Source organism: Parafannyhessea umbonata (assembly GCF_900111255.1).
GTDB classification, from domain to species: Bacteria; Actinomycetota; Coriobacteriia; order Coriobacteriales; family Atopobiaceae; genus Olsenella_J; species Olsenella_J umbonata_A.
The window spans coordinates 182571-201028 of sequence record NZ_FOGP01000004.1 but is presented as its reverse complement, the minus strand read 5'-3'; the positions used below and the strand labels follow the sequence as shown (position 1 = coordinate 201028).

Here is an 18458-nt window from a genome sequence, read left to right as displayed (position 1 = left end):
CATGATCGATCTCGTCCTCTTTGCAGGTCGCATCGCGTTTGTCGTGCTCCTGTACGCCTTCCTGTTTGCCGTCATGCGCACCGGCGTCGGCCTAGTGCGCGGGCAGCGTCGAGACGCAGCCATCTGGTCAGTCGACGTGGAGAAGGGAACCAAGGAGCTCCGCGGCCTGCACGTGGACATTCTGGGCCCCGTCGTCATTGGCAGGGCACCCTCTTCCGACATCGTCATCGACGAGCCGTTCGTGTCTGCGGCTCACGCGCGCTTCACCCTGCAGGGCCCCGCACTGGTCCTGGAGGACCTCAACTCGACCAACGGCACGCTGGTCAACGGCCATGGCATCGGCCAGCCCGTCACGCTGCGCGATGGCGACGAAGTGCAAATTGGTGACGCAGTGATGCGAGTGAGTCGTCGATGAGATCATTTCCGCTCCATAGGCACGCAAGCTCCAAGACCGAGCCCGTCAACAGCCCGGGCCATGACACCGTCCAGGTGGAGACGCGCGAGGGCACTGACTCGAAGAGCGGCGCGAACGCGACGCTCGCATGGGGAGCACGCACCGACATAGGCCTCGTCAGGTCCCACAACGAGGACTCCTTCCTCGTGCAGCCGCCGGTGTTCGCCGTGTGCGACGGAATGGGTGGCCATGCCGCCGGCGAGGTGGCTAGCTCCATCGCAGTATCGACCATCGGCAGCCACGCTCCGCTCCACGCGGACGACGTTCTGTTGGGCGCCGCCGTCGAGGCGGCCAACGCCGAGGTTATCGATGGCGCCAAGACCGGCAAGGGCAAACCGGGCATGGGCTGCACCGCCTCCTGCGTCCTTATCGAGAACAACCGCATGGCCATCGCGCACGTCGGCGACTCGCGCATCTACCTTCTTCACGAGGGTATGCTGGTTCGTCTGACGCGAGACCACTCGTACGTAGAGGAGCTTGTCGACGCCGGCGAGATCACCGCGGACGAGGCGCGCGTGCATCCGTCGCGCTCCATCATCACGCGTGCGCTCGGCTCCGACCCCGACATGTACGCAGATCACTTCACCCTGGACGTCTCGTCGGGAGACCGTATCATCATCTGCTCGGACGGACTTTCCTCCATGGTCGAGGACTCCGAGATCGAGGCGACCGCGGTAAGCTCGGCGACCCCACAAGCCGCAGCGGACAACCTCGTGGCAGCCGCGCTTGAGGGCGGCGGTCACGACAACGTGAGCGTCGTAATCGTCGACGTGCTGGACGACGGCATCCTGGAGGCACACCGCAAGCTGCGCAGGCGCAGGATCTTCTCGGCGTTCGTGCTCCTTCTTGTCCTTGGGGCCATCATCACGGTCCTCATGGCGCTCTACGTCAACAGCTCCTGGTACTTGGGAGACAACAATGGGACCGTTGGTATCTACCAGGGCATAAATGACAATTTCCTGGGCATCGAGCTCTCGCATCTCGAGGAGACCACCTCGGTCTCGACCTCGGACCTTCCCGCGGCGACGCAGGAAAGCCTGAAACACGGCCTCCCCGCCTCCAGCGAGGCGGAGGCGCGCGCCACGGTCGAGAGCTACCGCGACCAGATCGATGCCGACAAGACCGCCGCGGCCGTAGCGGCGGACCGTTCGACCACGGGCACGGACGCACCCGCCACAGTGCCCGCAACACCAAGCGAAGGCGCAGGTGAGTAACATGATGGCCAGGCGCCAGGGAAACACCCGCAGGAACACCGAGCTCGCGCTGCTGATGACTGCAGCCGTGCCGGTGGTTCTGCTGTATGCGATGTACGTCATAAACATGTCGGTCACGATCAGCTTCAGCTCGCTCGCGGTCCCCATAGGCCTGCTCGCGGCATTTGTCGCGGCGCACATTTCGACGCGCAAGTTCGCCCCCGGCGCAGACCCGGCAATCCTCCCCGTGGTGTTCGTGCTTTCGGGCATCGGCATAGCCTTCGTGACGAGGCTCGCCCCCGACCTTGCCGTGAGCCAGGTCGCATGGCTCTTCATTTCGGTTGCCGCGATGATCGCAGTGCTGGTCTTCGTACCCTCCATCGAGAAGCTTGCAGAGTACAAGTTCACCATGGGCATAGCCGGCGTCATCCTTCTGCTCCTGCCAATGCTCATCGGCACCGAGCGCGGTGGCTCCAAGCTGTGGCTGGTGTTCGGACCCTTCTCGTTCCAGCCGGGCGAGATTGCAAAGATCCTGATCGTCTTGTTCCTGGCGGCCTACCTCGCCGAGAACCGTGAGCTGCTCTCGGCCTCCACGCGCAAGTTCGGTCCGCTGGCCCTTCCGAAGCCGCGCATGCTCGCGCCCCTTCTGGTCATGTGGGGAATCTCGCTCCTGCTGGTCGTCTTCGAGCGCGATCTGGGCAGCGCCCTTCTGTTCTTCACGTTCTTCGTAGTCATGATCTACGTCTGCACCGGTCGCGTGAGCTACGTGATCGCCTCCATCGTGCTTCTGGCCATTGGCGGCGTGGTCTGCTACTCGCTCTTCTCGCACGTGCAGGTTCGAATCCAGATTTGGCTCGATCCGTTCTCGGATCCTTCCAACAAGGGCCTGCAGATCGTCCAGTCGCTCTACTCGCTTGCCGACGGCGGCCTCGTGGGCACCGGCATCGGCAAGGGCCTCCCCACCCTCATCCCCGTCGTCGAGTCCGACTTCATCTTCTCTGCCATCGGAGAAGAGATGGGCCTCCTGGGCGGCTCCGCGGTCCTCATCTGCTACATGCTCCTCGCGATCCGCGGATTCGTCACGGCCGCGCGGGCAAAGTCTGACATCGCCGCGTTTACCGCGGTCGGTCTCACGGTTGCCATTGCGTTCCAGGCATTCCTGATCGTCGGCGGCACAACCAAGTTCCTACCCCTCACGGGCGTAACGCTCCCCTTCATGAGCCAGGGCGGCAGCTCCCTGCTTGCCAGCTTCGTCATCGTTGGCCTCCTACTCAAGACCGGGGACGAGGGAACCGGCCACGAGGCGCAGATCGAGTCTGCCGCCAACCCAGATGGCCCGACCTTCTCGCCCGCCGAGGGCGGCGGCAGGGGCAACGCCGTGGTTCACGGCGCCCATGCACGCGGCCACTTCTCGCTGACCACGGCCGAGTCCGGGGTCCTGGGTCGCGTTGCGCTCGGAAAGCGACTGGTAGCGCTGGTCACCCTCTTCACCTTCATGTTTGCTCTGCTCATCGCCAACCTTACGTACATACAGGTGGTGAGGGCCGACTACTATCAGAACCTCCCGAACAACAACCACACCATTGCGAAGAGCTCCAAGGTCCAGCGCGGTGCGATCATCACCGCTGACGGCGCCACGCTAGCGGAGAGCGTCCGCCAGGAGGACGGCACGTACGTCCGCCAGTACCCGCTGGGCAACGTCGCGACGCACACCGTCGGCTACCTCTCCACGCAGTACGGCGCCACGGGCATCGAGGCCTCGCTCAACGAGACCCTCACCGGTCACGCCGACTACTCCAGCTGGCTGAGCGCGCTCAACGCGATGGCCGGCATCGAGACGCCGGGCTCGAGCGTCGTGCTGACCCTCAACGCGCAGATGCAGAAGGCCGTGGAGTCGGCGCTTGCCGGGCACCGCGGAGCCATCGTGGTGCTTGACCCCACCACGGGCGCGGTTCTGGCAAAGGCGTCCAGCCCCTCCTTCAGCTACACCGACATCGGGGCGTCGATGACCTCCGACACCGGCGCACTGGTGGACAGGTCAACCAATACGCTGTACACGCCAGGCTCCACCTTCAAGACCATTACGCTCTCGGCCGCCCTCGATTCCAACCTGGCCACGCTCGACAGCAGCTACAAGGCCCCCGCAACCCTCGAAATCGGCGGCGCCCCCGTCACCAACTTCAGGGGCGAGGAGTGGAGCGCGCTCTCCCTCAAAGAGGCCATGGCCGAGTCTGCAAACACCGTGTTCGGCCAGGTCGGAACCAAGATCGGCGCCGACAGGCTGGTGAGCTATGCGCGTGCGTTCGGCTATGGCAGCGCGCTTGGCCAGGACTTCTCGACCACGCCGTCGCTCATGCCCGACCCCAAGGAGATGACCGAGTGGGAGACCGCCTGGGCAGCCTGCGGCCAGCCCGTCGGCAACCACGCGAGTCCGGCGGGCCCCCAGACGACGGTCATGCAGAACGCCGTCATGGTCGCCGCGATTGCCAACAACGGCATCGCCATGAACCCCTACGTCGTGGACCACATCCTCTCCCCCGAGGGCGCCACGACGTCGAAGACCCAGCCACGCGCCCTTGGCCAGGCGGTATCGTCCCAGACCGCGGGCCAGGTTAAGGAGGCCATGCTTGACGTTGTCGAGAGTGGCACCGGCGTCGCCGCGCGCGTCTCGGGCGTCAAGGTCGCCGGAAAGACCGGCACCGCAGAGGCCAGCGCATCCCAAGTCAATTCCCTGTTCGTGGGCTTCGCTCCCTACGACCAGCCAACCATTGCCGTTTCAATCTGCCTTGAGAACGAGGACACGGGCACGGCATCGGCTGTCGCGGGAAGCGTGATCGCGGCCTGCCTGAACGTGCAGGCAATGGGGGCGTCCTCCTAAGGAAGGGGAGCGCCCGAGCGCAGCGGCCAAGCCGCACGAACCTCGCGTTTGTAAGATGAGTTACTTCACGGGAGACCGTGTTTACGATGGGAGAGACGATGTCAGAGAGAGTTCTAGGCGGACGCTACACGGTGCAGGACAAAATCGGCACCGGTGGCATGGCCATTGTCTACCGTGGCCTCGACGAGGTCCTTGGCAGGACCGTGGCAATCAAGACGATGCTTCCGCAGTATGCGGCAGACCCCTCCTTCGCAGCTCGCTTCAAGCAGGAGGCCCAGGCTGCAGCCGCACTGCAAAGCCCCTACATCGTCGCCGTATACGACTGGGGCAAGGACGGCGACACGTACTACATCGTCATGGAGTACCTGCGCGGAACCGACCTCAAGAGCGGCATCCGCAAGCACGGTGCCCTGGACGGCAAGAAGGTCGCACAAATTGGCTCCCAGATTGCCCAGGCGCTTTCCGTCGCACACAGGCATGACATCATCCACCGCGACATCAAGCCGCAGAACATCATGGTCCAGCCCGACGGCAACATCAAGGTGATGGACTTTGGCATAGCACGTGCCAAGAACAGCCACCTCACGCAGGACAACTCTGTCCTGGGCACCGCTCACTACGTCTCTCCCGAGCAAACCCAGGGCAAGGCACTTGGCCCCACCACGGACATCTACTCGCTCGGTATCGTCATGTACGAGGCCGCCACGGGCAAGGTTCCCTTCGACGGCGACGACGCGATTTCGGTCGCGCTCAAGCAGGTGAACGAGCTTCCCGTTCCGCCCAGCCAGGTCAACCCCGCCGTCGACGCGTCTCTTGAGTCGATCATCCTCAAGTGCATGCAGAAGAACCCCGACGACCGCTTCCAGACTGCCGACGAGCTCTACCACGTACTGCGCGACTACCTCTCGGGACGACTTGCCGCCGTCAGCAACGCCACGGCCATGATGAACCCCGTCGGAGCGGTGCCCGTAACGACGCCCCTCTCTCCCGTCAGCAGCACGCAGAGCATGTCCCGAATCAGCGAGACGGGCCGAATCAAGCCCCAGACCGCAACCGAGAAGGCCCAGCAAGAGGCAGAGGAGAAGGAGCGCAAGCACAAGCGCCGACTCATCTCCGCCGCCATCGTGGGCGCCATCGCAGTCGTAGCGATCATCGTCGGCGTGTTCTCGATGTTCGGAAACAACGCGACGCAGCCCGTCCCGAACCTGCTCAACCTCACGCAGGAGCAGGCCCTGAGCCAGATTGACGAATCTGGGTTCTTCCAGCGCGGAACCGTAAAGGAGGAGTACTCCTCGTCCGTCGCCAAGGGCCTCGTCATCGACCAGGACCCGGATCCCGGACGGCAGGTCTCCAAAGGCACGCAGATCAATCTCGTCATCTCCAAGGGAGAAGAGCCCGCAGAGACGGTAACCGTGCCCGACCTTACCGGTATGACCCCCAGCGAGGCCGAGGCCGCGCTCACCAAGGTCGGTCTAGTCGGCCAGGCGGGCGACTCCGTCTACGACAGCGACACGCCGGTGGGCACCGTCGCCCAGCAGAGCCCCAACGGAGGCGCCACCGCAAAGGCCGGCGATACCGTAACCTACCAGCTCTCCAAGGGCCCCGAGACCGTGGACGTTCCCGACGTCACGGGACAGACCGAAAGCGATGCGACCGCACAGTTGAAGGATGCCGGCTTCGAAGTGCAGGTCACCACGGCCGAGAGCAGCTCCGTGGACAAGGGTTTGGTCATTAAGCAGTCCAAGACCGGCACCGCCGAGAAGGGCGCAACGATCACGATCACGGTTTCCACCGGAAATTCGAAGGTCAAGGTGCCGTCGGTCGTCGGTATGCAGCAGGACGCCGCAGAGGCCGCTCTCGCAAATGCCGGCTTTAAGTACAACGTCGTCACCACAACGAGCGACGTTTCCTCGGGCCAGGTAATTAGCCAAGACATTACGGGCACGGCTGACCCTGGGACAACGGTCACCATCAAGGTTTCCACAGGGCCCGAACCCTCCACGGGCGGCCACAGCGGCACGGGCGCCGCGAACTAGCCTATCCGCACAACGCCAAAGCAACCCATAGGGCACCTACGCTCAGCACACAGTGCGACGTGGGTGCCCTTTTTCTGCGTCGGCGGGCGCCTCGAGCTAGCCCCCCCAGCAACTAGCCCCCCAGCAAGCCGTGTCGCGCACCAAACAAGAAACGGGAGGCGATGCAACGCATCGCCTCCCGTCCAAGTCAGTTCTCCTGTCGCAACTCGCTCGCGGCGAGGCGCAGGGAATTAGTCAATCGAGACCTTGGTGACGTTGGCCTTCTCCTCCTGCTTCGGAACGTTGACGGTGAGGATGCCACCCTCGAGCTTTGCGCTCAGGCCAGAGGTCGAGGCGTCCTTGAGGTAGACGCCACGGGACGCCTTCCACTCCGTGGATTCCTTGTGCAGGTAATTCTTGCCCTTCTCCTCGTCGGACTCCTTCTTGTCGACCGAGATGGACAGGCGGCCTTCATTGAGCTCAACGTCGATCTCGTCGCGCTTGACACCCGCAAGCTCCGCGGTGATGACGTACCTGTCGTCCGCGTCCTCGACGTTCATCTTGAAGCCCGCGTCGGTGCTTAGGGTGCTCAGCGGCGAGAAGAACTCGTCAAATGCGTCGAGCGGCCAAGCCCTGCGGAGGGCCCTGTCAAAGTTGCCATACGGAACCATGCTTGCCATAGCGAATCACTCCTTGCGATTTGGCGCCTCTTTTGGACGCCCCTGGGTTCGCTGTTATATGTTCCCACTGCCGCAAGATTTATACTCAGTTCAAAAGGTTTTCTAAGTTACAAATACTAAGCAAATCTAAGTAAGGTTACATTAGGTTTTATGACCCTTCCCCCACGTTAGTGCCAAGAACGCTATTTTCGGAAGGACGGTCACGACACTGCCGTATCATGAGATGCGAGAGTGTAGGAGGCCATAGGGGGAATCTATGTCAGACGTTGACGACTTCGATCAGAGCCCAAGCCAGACGCAGGGAGCGTCCGCCCCGGGGCCCGAGCAGCCGCGTTCAGCCACGTCGGAGCAGGACGCTTGGCAGAATTCCCAACCACGTGCGCAGCAGCCGCAGCAGGAGGACCTGCCCTGGGCAAAGCGACCGGCAGGCCAGTCCTCGACCGACCCTCTATTCGGGAAGAACCACCCCAGCAACATCCCGCCCTACGTGCGCCAGAGGGCTCCCCACAAGACCCAGGAGGCCATCAACGACCTGAGCGAAGACGGCAACATCAGCACGAGCGGCTACGCACATGACTCCAACATCACCGTAAGGGGGGGCGCGCTTTCGGGCAGCAGGACCTATCGCCGTGCCCGAAACGACCGAAGCGGCTTCACGGGTGGCCAGTATGGTCAGTACCTCGAGGTACCCAAGGGCCGCAGGACCATCTTCGAGTCACGCGAGCGCGCAAAGAAGCGCCGTGCGACCATCGGACTCCTGGTCATCATTCTTGCCCTGACACTGGTCGTGCTCCTCATCGCAAAGATGCTGGGCAACTAGTCCCAGGGGTCTCGCTCGAACAGGGGCTCCGCCGCAGGCCGCCTATCGGAATAGGGATCGTAGCCATCGTCGTCCTCGTTTTCCGCACGGATGAAGGGGTCGTTCGCCGGCTGGGAGTCTCCCGTGGATCTTGGGCCGCGCACTTCTCCCCTTGGCTTCTTTGCAACGGAACGCGAGTCGGCCGCCTTGCCCGAATCCTGTAGAACGTCCTCTCGCGGCTCGCTTTCGCCGGCCATGCGAATCACTCCTATTCCGTAAAGAGGTCGATCGTCGCGACATAATCGCAAACGCCGCCGAACCCCTGGATCCTTCCGTCGTATATCGTCGAGAGCGCACACGTGGCGCAGGCGTGGCGCGTGCCGTCGTAGCTCCAGACGAGCACGGTCCAGGTGTAGTCTCCCTCAACCCCACTGCCGCAGGCGAAGGTCATGCCACCGGCACCAGAGGGCACCATGCCTCCGGGAGCCTTGATGTCGTCTTGCGTACACAGGTCCTGGATGTTGCCAAACCCACAGGCGTTGGCAACCGACTCCACAGCCGAGCGGTCGTCGGTCGTCACGCCGGAAAGCTCCGATGCGTCCATGTCGAGACGTATCCCGTTGAAGAACGTGCCGTCCACGCCATGTCCAAGCGACTCGCCCGACGGAATGCCGTAATGGTGCGAGAAGGGCTGGTCATCGAACACGACGGTGGCGTGGGCAGCGTTATAGACGATCTCGTAGCCCTCGCCTTCGCTTTGCGAGCTCGAGAGTGCAAAGCCCTGCTCGCCCAGGAACTGTTCGAGCTTGTCTGTGGGACAGGAGAAGTACTCAAGCAGGTGACGGTAGTCCTCGGGAACGTAGGCGGAGACGCTGAGCTCCACAGCGCCGCCGGCAGATATCTTGGTGCCTTGGTCGGGATTGACCGCCACGACGGTGCCGGCCGGCTTCTTGGAGCGGACGTAGGCCACCTTGGGGCTCAGCCCCGCCGCAGTGACCTTCTTACTCGCCTCGGCCTCCTGCATGCCGAGCACGTAGGGCACGGTGTAGGCCTGGGCAACGGTAATCGTGATGGTGTCTTGAGAGGAAAAGGTCTGGCCGGCCTCGGGACACACCGAGACAATGCTCCCCTCGGGGTCGTCAGAAGAGACGAACTCGATGGCTACGTTCTCGGCACCAGCGTCCTCGATTGCCTTGCGACCCTCCTCGAGCGGCTTGCCCACCACGTCGGGCACGACGTGGGGCGCGGCGACCACCAGGATGACCTGGGAACCCTCTGCCACGCGCGCCCCCACCGGGGGGCGCGTCTCGAGCACGATGCCCGCCGTCTTGTCGCTCGGCTGATCCTCCACCACGACCTGGAAGCCACGAGCCTCGAGCTTCTCGGTAGCTGCACGCCGCGTGTAGCCCGTGACCTCGGGAATGCTTCGACCACCCCAAAGCTCCATGCCATAGGTCACGAACGCGGCGACGGCGGCAAGTCCTGCCGCAACCAAAGCCGCGGCGACCACAACGGCGCGCTTGCGACGTTTCCTTTCCAGCTGGGGCTCCTGCGGGACGCTCGTGCTCGGCGGCCTCACGGAGCGAAGCACGGTCTTCTCGGGCGAAACCTGCCCGAAGCTGTCGAGGCTGTTCACCGCAGACCCCGAGGCGTCCTCGACGACGTCCTCCGAGTTCTGCGAGAGAGGCGTCGTCGGCTCGGCAGAGGGATCGCTCAGGCGACCCTGCATCGGCTTGGCCTCGGCTGCCGGCTCCTCGACCTGCCCCGCATCCTCTTCGAGTCCCATTTATGCCCCCCTCTCACCAGCTTTTGCATCATTATCGCGCATCTCTGCTCGCCTGAGCGCCACACGTGGCGCAGGCGCAACCGAGAGGGGCTGCCGGACGTCTGCCCGGCAGCCCCTTGGACCACACCATGTCGTTCTTCTAGCACAAGAACCAGGTCGACCTTCGCATCGATGCGCACCGCAACCCCCAGGACAGCCCGCGGGCCGCTTCTGCTACTCCACCCCATCGGCCTCGATCGGGTCGACATCTGAATGAGCCCCTGGTGCCTCGGAGCTCGCCGCGTGAGCATAGACGGAAGGCGTCTCGACGCGCTCGGCGAACAGGCGGTCATCCGCCCCAACGTCAACGCGCACCGTGTCGCCCTCGTGCAGCTTGCCGTCAATGACGAGGCCTGCGACGTTGTCGACCACCTGGCGCTGGATCAGGCGCTTGAGCGGACGCGCTCCATAGACGGGGTCGAGGCCGTCAAGAGAGAGCGACTGGATGGCAGCCGGAGTCAGCTCGAGCGTGATGCGCTCGCGGGCAAGGCGCCGGCGAACGTCTGCGAGTTGGATGTCCACGATCTTCTCGATGTCGCCAAGGCCAAGCGCGTGGAAGACCACGACGTCATCGATGCGGTTGAGGAACTCCGGCTTGAACGTCGCACGCAACGCATCGTTCACCCGCTTCTGAACGGCATCGGGATCGCTCGAGGCAGTCGCGCCGGCGATAAACTGACTGCCGACGTTGCTGGTCATGATGATGATCGTGTTCTTGAAGCTCACCACGCGGCCCTGGCCGTCAGTCAGGCGGCCGTCGTCGAGCACCTGGAGCAGGACGTTGAACACGTCCGGATGCGCCTTCTCCATCTCGTCCAGAAGGATGACGGAATAGGGACGGCGCCGAACGGCCTCTGTCAGCTGGCCACCCTCGTCGTAGCCCACGTATCCGGGAGGGGCGCCGATAAGGCGCTGGACGCTGAACTTCTCCATGTACTCGGACATGTCGATGCGCACCAAGGCCTTCTCATCGTCGAACAGACGCTCGGCGAGCGTCTTCGCGAGCTCGGTCTTGCCGACGCCAGTGGGGCCTAGGAAGAAGAAGCTTCCCAGCGGACGATTGGGGTCAGACAGGCCCGCGCGGCTGCGGCGAACGGCGGCAGCTACGGCCGAGACAGCCTCATCCTGCCCGATGACGCGCTTGTGCAGCTCATCCTCGAGCCCCTTGAGCTTGTCCATCTCGCCCTGCATCATCTTGGAGACGGGGATGCCGGTCCACGAGGAGACCACTTCCGCAATCTCCTCACTCGTGACCTCCTCCTTCAGGATGCCGCCGGCTTCCTGCTTGGCAGAAAGTGCCCGCTCGGCCTCGTCGTACTGGCGCTGCAGCTCCGGAAGCGTGCCATAGCGCAGCTCGGATGCCTTTGCGAGGTCTCCCGCGCGCGTGGCGAGCTCAACCTGACCCTTGGCCTCCTCGATCTTGCCCTTGAGATCCTGGACCCGGTCGATTGCACCCTTCTCGTTCTGCCAATTGGCCTTCATTCCATCAAGCTTCTCGCGCGTGACGGCGATCTCCTTGCGAAGCGCCTCCAGCCTCTCGCGACTCGCGGCATCCTCCTCCTTCAGGAGGGCCTGCTCCTCGATTTGCATCTGCGTGAGCTGGCGATCAACGGCGTCGATCTCGGCCGGCATGGAGTCCAGCTCCATGCGCAGGCGCGATGCGGCCTCGTCTACCAGGTCGATGGCCTTGTCGGGCAGAAAGCGCCCGCTGATGTATCGGTTCGAGAGGTCGGCCGCAGAGACCAGCGCCGCATCGGTGATGCGAACGCGATGGTGCTGCTCGTACTTCTCCTTGAGGCCGCGGAGAATGCTGACGCTGTCCTCGACGCTGGGCTCGCTCACCAAGACGGTCTGGAAGCGGCGAGCAAGGGCCTGGTCCTTCTCGATGTACTTGCGATACTCGTCCAGCGTCGTGGCGCCAATGGCGTGGAGCTCGCCGCGGGCCAACGCGGGCTTGAGGATGTTGCCCGCGTCCATCGACCCCTCGGTGGCGCCGGCGCCCACGATGGTGTGGAGCTCGTCGATGAACAGGATGATCCTGCCTGCGGACTTCTCGACTTCCTTCAGCACGCTCTTGAGGCGGTCCTCGAACTCGCCGCGGTACTTTGCGCCGGCGACGAGCGCGCTCATGTCAAGCTCGACGATGTCCTTGTCGCGGATGGTGGAGGGGACGTCGCCGGCGACGATGCGCTCAGCAAGTCCCTCGACGATGGCGGTCTTGCCGACACCTGGCTCACCGATAAGTACGGGGTTGTTCTTGGTGCGGCGGCTCAGCACCTGGATGGTGCGACGAATCTCCTCGACGCGGCCGATGACGGGGTCGAGCTTGCCCTGACGGGCAAGGTCGGTCACGTTGCGACCATACTGCTCGAGCGCCTCGAACTGCGTCTTCTGGTCCTGGGAGGTCACGCGCTCGTTGCCGCGCAGGTCCTCATAGGCCTCCTGCACGCGCCTGCTCGTTACGCCCGCGGCCTTGAGGGTGCCACCCGCCTCGGTCTTGTCGTCGGCCAGGGCACACAGGAGATGTTCGCTGGTCACATAGCTGTCGCCCATCTTCGAGGCGAGCTTCTCGGCCGCGTCACCCACGCGCGTAAGCTCGCTCGAGATACCCATCTGGCTCATATCGCCCGTCACGCGCGGGGACTTCGCAATCTCGTCGTCGACCTGCGCCTCGACCTGGGCGGGATCGGCACCGACGCGCTCGATGACAGCGCTCAGGTTGCGCTCTCCCGACGACAGCAGCGCCTTGAGCAGATGGATGGGCTTAACCTGCCCCGCCTCGGCGTCTGCGGCAATGGAGACTGATGCCTGCAGGGCTTCCTGGGCGGTAACCGCCCACTTGTCGAACCTCATGCTTTTCTCCCTTCTGGGAAAGTCTTTATCAAGGTTCATTGTTCCCCGCGGACAGGGGTCTAAACAAAAATCTAAGTCCTTATTTGATAGATTTTCTGCGCGTGGTAGAGGAAACCGAGATACGGCCTCCGTGTCCCGCCCTCCCTACGCGCGAGACGGTCACAGCCAAAAAAGCACCCCCCGGCGAACGCGAGGGGTGTCCCGTACTACGTTTTGCGCTTGTTGTCACCGACGCGCACAAGAAGCGCCTGCCACGAAGCGGCAAGACGGCCTTAGGCCTCGCGACCCCCGCCGTTTGAGAGGAGCCCGCGCATGACCTGCTCGGGTCCCGCACCGTCATAGCGCGCGAGAGCCGTGATCTTCTCGCGCATCTTGAACTCGTGCACCTCGTCCTCGAGCTCGCGTACGCGCTCACGCAGGCGATCGATCTGCTTGTCGCGCTCGACCGCGCGCTCTCGCATGTCAAGAATCCTGACCACGCCGGCAAGGTTGATGCCCTCGTCCGTAAGCTTGCTGATCAGGTTCAGGCGCTCGATGTCGCCCTGGGAGTAAAGGCGCGTGTTGCCCCGCGACCTACCAGGTGTTACAAGGCCTTTCTGCTCGTAGACGCGCAGGGTCTGGGGATGCATGCCGGTCAGCTCGGCGGCCACGCTGATCATGTAGAGGGGCTTGTTCTTGCCCTCTGCCTCACTTTGTGCCATAGCGCTCAACATCCTTCCTGTAGTTGCGCGCATCCGCAGAGCGAAGCGCCTCGAGAGCCTCGCGCTCCTTCGTGCTCAGTCGCGTGGGAACCTGGACCCGGACCTTCACGTACAGGGCACCGCGAACGCCCTTGTGCTTGACGTCAGGTGCACCAAGGTCACGGAAGCGGAAGGTCTTCCCGTCCTGGGTTCCGGCCGGAACCTTGAGCCTGACCTCCGTCCCATCGGGCGTCGGCACGTCGACCGTGGCACCTAGGGCCGCCTCGAACACGCTGATGGGAAGCTCCATGCGAACGTCGGCACCATCACGCTTGAACAGGTGGTGCTCCGCAACGCGCGTCGTGACGACAAGGTCGCCACGGGCCCCTCCGTTCATACCGTACTCGCCGCGGCCGCGATAGCGAAGCTTGCCACCGTCAACAGCGCCCGCAGGCACCTTAACGGTAAGGGACTGCTTCTCGCCGGTCGAGGGGATGGTGTAACTCACCTTGCGCTGTGCGCCGGAAAAGGCCTCGTCCGCATCGACCTCGATGACCATGGTGAGATCGCCGCCCTTGACGGGCCTCGTGGACTGACGCCCGCCCGGTTGTCCGCCAAAGATGCTCGAAAAGTCGAAGCCGCCAAAGGCACCGTCGCCGGCGCGGATGTTGTCGAAGATCTCCGACCAGTCGGCACCCGCACCGCCCGTGTAGGTATACGTACGGTTGCGGCCACCGGATCCGCCAAAGTCCGCACCGGGAATGCCGCCAAACATCAGCATCTGGTCGTACTCGCGCCGCTTCTGCGGGTCAGACAGCGTGGTGTATGCCTCGCTGACCTCCTTGAACTTACGCTCGTCGCCACCCGCGTCAGGATGGTACTTCGCCGCAAGCTTGCGAAAGGCCCTTTTTATCTCATCGGCGTTGGCATCGCGCTTGACGCCCAGCACGTCGTAGTAATTTCTCTTGTCTGCCATGCGAAGCTAACGCCCCCTTTCAATGGCTGCGCCCGAACCTGTCGGTCCGGGCGCTCGTCTTACGCTTTACTCTGCGTCAGAGTCCGAAGCAGACTCTGCGTCGCCCTTCTCGTCCCCGTCAGACGAAGCCGGGCGCTTAGGGCCTCCAAAGGTAACCGTGACCATCGCGCTGCGAATGGTCTTGCCACCCATCGAATAGCCCTTCTGGTAGACCTGCGCGACGGTCTCGTCGTAAACGTCAGCGTTCTCCTCGCGACCCACCGCCTGGTGGTTCATGGGATCAAACGCCTCGCCTGCGGGATCGATGACTTCTACGCCCTCCTTGTTCAGGATCGAGAGCATCTTGTCGTGGACCGCATTGACGCCGTCGACGAACTGCATCAGGTTCTCGTCGTCAGAAGCGGTCTTGGCGGCATGCTCCGACGCGCGCTCCATGTCATCAAGCACGGGAAGCAGGTTCAGCACGAGCTTCTCTGCGGCGCGCTGCTTCTCGTCGAGGCGCTCCTGCGCGGTACGGCGGCGGTAGTTGTCCCAGTCAGCCTGGAGGCGCGCGAGGCGGTCGACCGCGTCAGCGGCCTCCTTCTTGGCAACCTCAACCTGTCCCATGGCATCGTCGAGCTGCTGCTGAAGGTCATCACGCTCGCCTGCGGCCTTCTCGGCCTCGGCCTTGAAGTCAGCCTCCGCCGCAGCCTCGCCGGCGCGCTTGGCGGCCTCGACCTGCGCGGACTCATCGTCAAGCTCCACGTCAGCCGTGGGTGCCTCGGTCTCGGCTTCGGGCGAGACGTTCTTGTTCTCCTCGTCTTCGACGGGCACTTTCACGTCACACTCCTTCGTGGTGTCGACGGGGCGGCCCCGAAAGGCCGCCCCGCAATGTCTTGCTACTGCAATAGCCGGAATTACTTGTCGTCGTCAACGACCTCGTAGTCGGCATCGACAACGTCATCGGGGTTGCTCGTTGCGGCGGGGCCGTCCTGAGAGGTCTGCGCCTGCGCGTCAGAGTAGACGATCTCGGCGAGCTTGTGACCAACCTCCTGGAGCTTCTCGCCAGCGGTCTTGATGGCGTCGATGTCAGAGCCGTCGAGGGCCTTCTTGGCGTCGGCAACGGCCGCCTCGACCTCGGACTTCATGTCTGCGGGAACCTTGTCGCCGAGGTCCTTCAGGGTCTGCTCGGTGGAGTAGCACAGCGAGTCGGTCTGGTTGCGGACCTCAATCTCGTCCTTGTGCTTCTTGTCCTCCTCGGCATGGGACTCAGCGTCCTTCACCATGCGGTCGACCTCGTCGTCGGACAGGGCCGTGGAGCCGGAGATGGTGATCTGCTGCTGCTTGCCGGTGCCCTTGTCCTTAGCGGTAACCTTGACGATGCCGTTGGCATCGATGTCGAAGGTAACCTCGATCTGAGGGACGCCGCGACGTGCGGCAGGGATGCCGGTCAGGTTGAACTTGCCAAGGCTCTTGTTGTCGGCGGCCATCTCACGCTCGCCCTGGAGGACGTTGATCTCAACGGAGGTCTGGTTGTCCGCAGCGGTGGAGTAGACCTCGGTCTTGGAGGTCGGGATGGTGGTGTTGCGGTCGATCATCTTGGTCATGACGCCGCCCATGGTCTCGACGCCCAGGGAGAGCGGCGTGACGTCGAGCAGCAGGATGCCAGAGACGTCACCGGTAAGGACGCCGCCCTGGACAGCCGCGCCGTCGGCAACGACCTCGTCAGGGTTGACGGACATGTTCGGCTGCTTGCCGGTCATGGTCTTGACGAGCTCCTGGACGGCGGGCATACGAGAGGAGCCGCCGACGAGAATGACCTCGTTGACATCGGAGATCTGGAGGTTCGCGTCACGCAGGGCCTTGGTGACGGGCTCCTTACAACGGTCGAGGAGGTCGCGGGTGATGCGCTCGAACTCCGCACGGGTCAGCGTGTAGTTGAGGTGCTTGGGGCCGGTCGCGTCAGCGGTGATGAACGGGAGGTTGATGTCGGCCTGCTGGGCAGAGGAGAGCTCCTTCTTGGCGTTCTCGGCGGCCTCCTTGAGACGCTGGAGTGCCATGGGGTCCTTACGCAGGTCGATGTTGTTCTCCTGCTGGAACTTGTCAGCCATCCAGTCGATGACCTTCTGATCCCAGTCGTCGCCGCCCAGGTGGTTGTCGCCGCTGGTTGCCAGAACCTCGACCACGCCGTCGGCAAGGTCAAGCAGGGAGACGTCGAAGGTGCCGCCACCAAGGTCGAAGACGAGAACCTTCTGGTCGATGTCCTTCTTGTCCAGGCCATAGGCCAGTGCGGCCGCAGTCGGCTCGTTGACGATGCGCTGGACGTTGAGACCGGCGATCTTGCCGGCGTCCTTGGTTGCCTGACGCTGGGCATCGTTGAAGTAGGCGGGGACGGTGATGACGGCGTCGGTGACCGGCTCCCCCAGATACTTCTCGGCGTCAGCCTTCATCTTGGCGAGCGTCATTGCGGAGACCTGCTCTGGCGTGTACTCCTCGCCGTCGATCTCGACGACGGCACGGTTGCCGGTGCCGCTCTTGACGCTGTACGGAACGGTCTTGAGCTCGGAGCCGACCTCGTCGTAGCGACGGCCCATGAAGCGCTTGATGGAGAAGACCGTGTTCTGCGGGTTGGTGACCGCCTGGTTCTTTGCGGCCTTGCCGACGATGCGGTCGCCGTCGGCGCGGAAGCCGACGACGGACGGCGTGGTGCGGTCGCCCTCGGCGTTAACGATGATCGTAGGCTCGCCACCCTCGAGGACCGCCATAGCGGAGTTCGTGGTGCCAAGGTCGATACCAAGAATCTTGCCCATGGTGCTGTTCCTTTCTTCTGCCTTGGGCGCCGTGACTTCCTGCCAGGGCTGCGCGAGGCTTGTTTCCTTGTTGTACGTCTAGCATTGTTCCCATGCGTTTTGATTCTATACATTATCTAAGTCTAGACACATTAGATTTTTTAATCTTTCACAACGCAAGGAATATGCAGGTCATAGGCATAGCCCCGCCCACCGCATGCCCAGAGCTTGATCCGCGCCTCACATTGTCCCGAAAGATTTCCGATGACGCCAAAACCCGCGCGTCTCGCTGGCGGAAAGAGCAGATAGACGGATAATCCCAAGAGGCGAACCAATCTCATGGGAGGATGACATGAAGCTGCTCATCGCCTCTGACATTCACGGAGCCGCGTCGTGGTGCGGCAAGCTCATGCAGGCCATCGACGAGCGCCAGCCCGACAGAGTTGTTCTTCTTGGCGACCTGCTGTACCACGGCCCCCGAAACGATCTGCCTGCCGACTACGCCCCCAAGGAGGTCATCGCGATGCTCAATGGCATCGCGGATTCCATCGTCGCGGTCAGGGGAAACTGCGAGGCCGAGGTCGACCAGATGGTGCTCGACTTCCCCTGCATGGCCGACTACAACACCCTGTGGGATCCCGACGCCACAAACCCCCATACCGGAAGCACGGGTCGAGAGCTCTTCCTGACCCACGGCCACATCTGGGGCCCGGGAATCCACAACTCCGTGGACCGCATGCCGACGCTGCCCGCCGGGGCGGCGATCGCGTACGGGCACACGCATAAGAAGGTCAGCGAGAAGAGCGCGGCCAACCCCGCCGTCTGGTGCTTCAACCCCGGCAGCGTCGGGATCCCCAAGGACGGGACGCACAGCTATGGCCTCTACCAAGACGGGAGGTTCGAGCACATCCTGCTGCAGTAGAGACCGGTGCGGCGCAAGCGCCATTACCGTTAAGGGACGTTCGGGGACCTATTCGGAAAATGATGCTTGCGCGCGGGCGGCACTTTAGTAACCTCATAAAAAAGTGGACCTGCAGCGGAAGGGCTTGCCGGTCTCGCGCGTAAGCAATTACTAGGAGAGGAACCATCATGTCTAAGCCGGTTATCGATACCGACGCCTGCATCGCCTGCGGCGCGTGTGCAGACGCCTGCCCCGCTGGCGTCATCGAGGTCGAGGACGTCGCCACCGCCGCCAACTCCGACGATTGCGTCGGCTGCGGCGCCTGCCAGGACACCTGCCCCGTGGGTGCCATCGAGGTCACCGAGGACTAGTCCTCGCAAGGCCATCTCGTAGAGACAGCCAAGGCGGCCGACCCTTCCGGGTCGGCCGCCTCGCT

At 63.4% G+C, this 18458-nt stretch carries 14 protein-coding genes and 1 pseudogene; 7 read left to right on the top strand and 8 right to left on the bottom strand.

Features of this window, described 5'->3' with window-relative positions; all coding sequences use genetic code 11:
- The first annotated feature begins 1 nt into the window (after position 1).
- The 4 genes from BMY31_RS06530 (at position 2) to pknB (ending at position 6561) form a co-directional block, all read left to right on the top strand.
- Positions 2-415 carry an FHA domain-containing protein gene (locus BMY31_RS06530; protein WP_078687237.1) on the top strand — a complete coding sequence of 138 codons (414 nt, stop codon included), beginning with the start codon at positions 2-4 and terminating at the stop codon, positions 413-415.
- Positions 412-1668 carry a Stp1/IreP family PP2C-type Ser/Thr phosphatase gene (locus BMY31_RS06525; RefSeq protein WP_078687238.1) on the top strand — a complete coding sequence of 419 codons (1257 nt, stop codon included), beginning with the start codon at positions 412-414 and terminating at the stop codon, positions 1666-1668. The genes BMY31_RS06530 and BMY31_RS06525 overlap by 4 nt, the downstream gene beginning before the upstream one ends.
- Positions 1669-1672: 4 nt before the next feature.
- Complete coding sequence (locus tag BMY31_RS06520) at positions 1673-4525, top strand: FtsW/RodA/SpoVE family cell cycle protein (protein WP_091009308.1); 2853 nt, start codon at positions 1673-1675, stop codon at positions 4523-4525.
- 98 nt (positions 4526-4623) lie between these two features.
- Positions 4624-6561 (top strand): Stk1 family PASTA domain-containing Ser/Thr kinase, encoded by a 1938-nt coding sequence (gene pknB, locus BMY31_RS06515; protein ID WP_091009236.1) that lies wholly within the window; start codon positions 4624-4626, stop codon positions 6559-6561.
- 230 nt (positions 6562-6791) lie between these two features.
- Here the strand turns inward: pknB and BMY31_RS06510 are convergent, their stop codons facing one another.
- Positions 6792-7220, bottom strand: a complete 429-nt coding sequence (locus BMY31_RS06510) for an Hsp20/alpha crystallin family protein (protein WP_078687240.1) — start codon at positions 7218-7220, stop codon at positions 6792-6794.
- Positions 7221-7476: 256 nt separating this feature from the next.
- Here BMY31_RS06510 and BMY31_RS06505 point away from each other — a divergent pair, with 256 nt between their 5' ends.
- Complete coding sequence (locus BMY31_RS06505; protein ID WP_091009233.1) at positions 7477-8040, top strand: hypothetical protein; 564 nt, start codon at positions 7477-7479, stop codon at positions 8038-8040.
- Here the strand turns inward: BMY31_RS06505 and BMY31_RS06500 are convergent.
- From BMY31_RS06500 to dnaK, 7 genes and pseudogenes are all read right to left on the bottom strand, one after another.
- On the bottom strand, positions 8037-8276 hold the full coding sequence (locus tag BMY31_RS06500) for a hypothetical protein (protein WP_078687242.1): 240 nt from the start codon (positions 8274-8276) through the stop codon (positions 8037-8039). The two genes, BMY31_RS06505 and BMY31_RS06500, sit on opposite strands and share 4 nt — an antisense overlap.
- A gap of 11 nt (positions 8277-8287) precedes the next feature.
- Positions 8288-9805 carry a PASTA domain-containing protein gene (locus BMY31_RS06495; protein ID WP_091009230.1) on the bottom strand — a complete coding sequence of 506 codons (1518 nt, stop codon included), beginning with the start codon at positions 9803-9805 and terminating at the stop codon, positions 8288-8290.
- Between the two features lie 213 nt (positions 9806-10018).
- Positions 10019-12697, bottom strand: coding sequence for an ATP-dependent chaperone ClpB (gene clpB, locus BMY31_RS06490; protein ID WP_257612384.1), 2679 nt, complete (start codon positions 12695-12697; stop codon positions 10019-10021).
- Positions 12698-12969: 272 nt separating this feature from the next.
- The gene (locus BMY31_RS06485; protein WP_078687244.1) at positions 12970-13398 is read right to left on the bottom strand and encodes a heat shock protein transcriptional repressor HspR; all 429 of its coding nucleotides are present in this window, start codon (positions 13396-13398) and stop codon (positions 12970-12972) included.
- Entirely contained in the window at positions 13385-14353 is a 969-nt protein-coding gene (locus BMY31_RS06480) for a DnaJ C-terminal domain-containing protein (protein ID WP_091009228.1), read from the bottom strand. Before BMY31_RS06480 ends, BMY31_RS06485 begins: the two co-directional genes overlap by 14 nt.
- 66 nt (positions 14354-14419) lie before the next feature.
- A complete protein-coding gene (locus BMY31_RS06475; RefSeq protein WP_078687246.1) occupies positions 14420-15172 on the bottom strand; it encodes a nucleotide exchange factor GrpE in 753 nt (250 codons plus the stop codon).
- Positions 15173-15249: 77 nt separating this feature from the next.
- Positions 15250-17154, bottom strand: a pseudogene (gene dnaK / locus BMY31_RS06470) (molecular chaperone DnaK); the annotation flags it as partial.
- Positions 17155-17473: 319 nt separating this feature from the next.
- On the opposite strand from dnaK, the gene yfcE reads away from it, so the two are divergent.
- Together yfcE and BMY31_RS06460 are read left to right on the top strand one after the other, a co-directional pair.
- Positions 17474-18043 carry a phosphodiesterase gene (gene yfcE, locus BMY31_RS06465; RefSeq protein ID WP_078687248.1) on the top strand — a complete coding sequence of 190 codons (570 nt, stop codon included), beginning with the start codon at positions 17474-17476 and terminating at the stop codon, positions 18041-18043.
- 167 nt (positions 18044-18210) lie between these two features.
- Complete coding sequence (locus tag BMY31_RS06460; RefSeq protein WP_078687249.1) at positions 18211-18393, top strand: DUF362 domain-containing protein; 183 nt, start codon at positions 18211-18213, stop codon at positions 18391-18393.
- The last annotated feature ends 65 nt before the right edge of the window (positions 18394-18458 follow it).

Coding starts and splice junctions, on each gene's coding strand:
- BMY31_RS06530 (WP_078687237.1), top strand. CDS start 2: ATGATCGATCTCGTCCTCTTTGCAGGTCGCATCGCGTTTGTCGTGCTC.
- BMY31_RS06525 (WP_078687238.1), top strand. CDS start 412: ATGAGATCATTTCCGCTCCATAGGCACGCAAGCTCCAAGACCGAGCCC.
- BMY31_RS06520 (WP_091009308.1), top strand. CDS start 1,673: ATGGCCAGGCGCCAGGGAAACACCCGCAGGAACACCGAGCTCGCGCTG.
- pknB (WP_091009236.1), top strand. CDS start 4,624: ATGTCAGAGAGAGTTCTAGGCGGACGCTACACGGTGCAGGACAAAATC.
- BMY31_RS06510 (WP_078687240.1), bottom strand. CDS start 7,220: ATGGCAAGCATGGTTCCGTATGGCAACTTTGACAGGGCCCTCCGCAGG.
- BMY31_RS06505 (WP_091009233.1), top strand. CDS start 7,477: ATGTCAGACGTTGACGACTTCGATCAGAGCCCAAGCCAGACGCAGGGA.
- BMY31_RS06500 (WP_078687242.1), bottom strand. CDS start 8,276: ATGGCCGGCGAAAGCGAGCCGCGAGAGGACGTTCTACAGGATTCGGGC.
- BMY31_RS06495 (WP_091009230.1), bottom strand. CDS start 9,805: ATGGGACTCGAAGAGGATGCGGGGCAGGTCGAGGAGCCGGCAGCCGAG.
- clpB (WP_257612384.1), bottom strand. CDS start 12,697: ATGAGGTTCGACAAGTGGGCGGTTACCGCCCAGGAAGCCCTGCAGGCA.
- BMY31_RS06485 (WP_078687244.1), bottom strand. CDS start 13,398: ATGGCACAAAGTGAGGCAGAGGGCAAGAACAAGCCCCTCTACATGATC.
- BMY31_RS06480 (WP_091009228.1), bottom strand. CDS start 14,353: ATGGCAGACAAGAGAAATTACTACGACGTGCTGGGCGTCAAGCGCGAT.
- yfcE (WP_078687248.1), top strand. CDS start 17,474: ATGAAGCTGCTCATCGCCTCTGACATTCACGGAGCCGCGTCGTGGTGC.
- BMY31_RS06460 (WP_078687249.1), top strand. CDS start 18,211: ATGTCTAAGCCGGTTATCGATACCGACGCCTGCATCGCCTGCGGCGCG.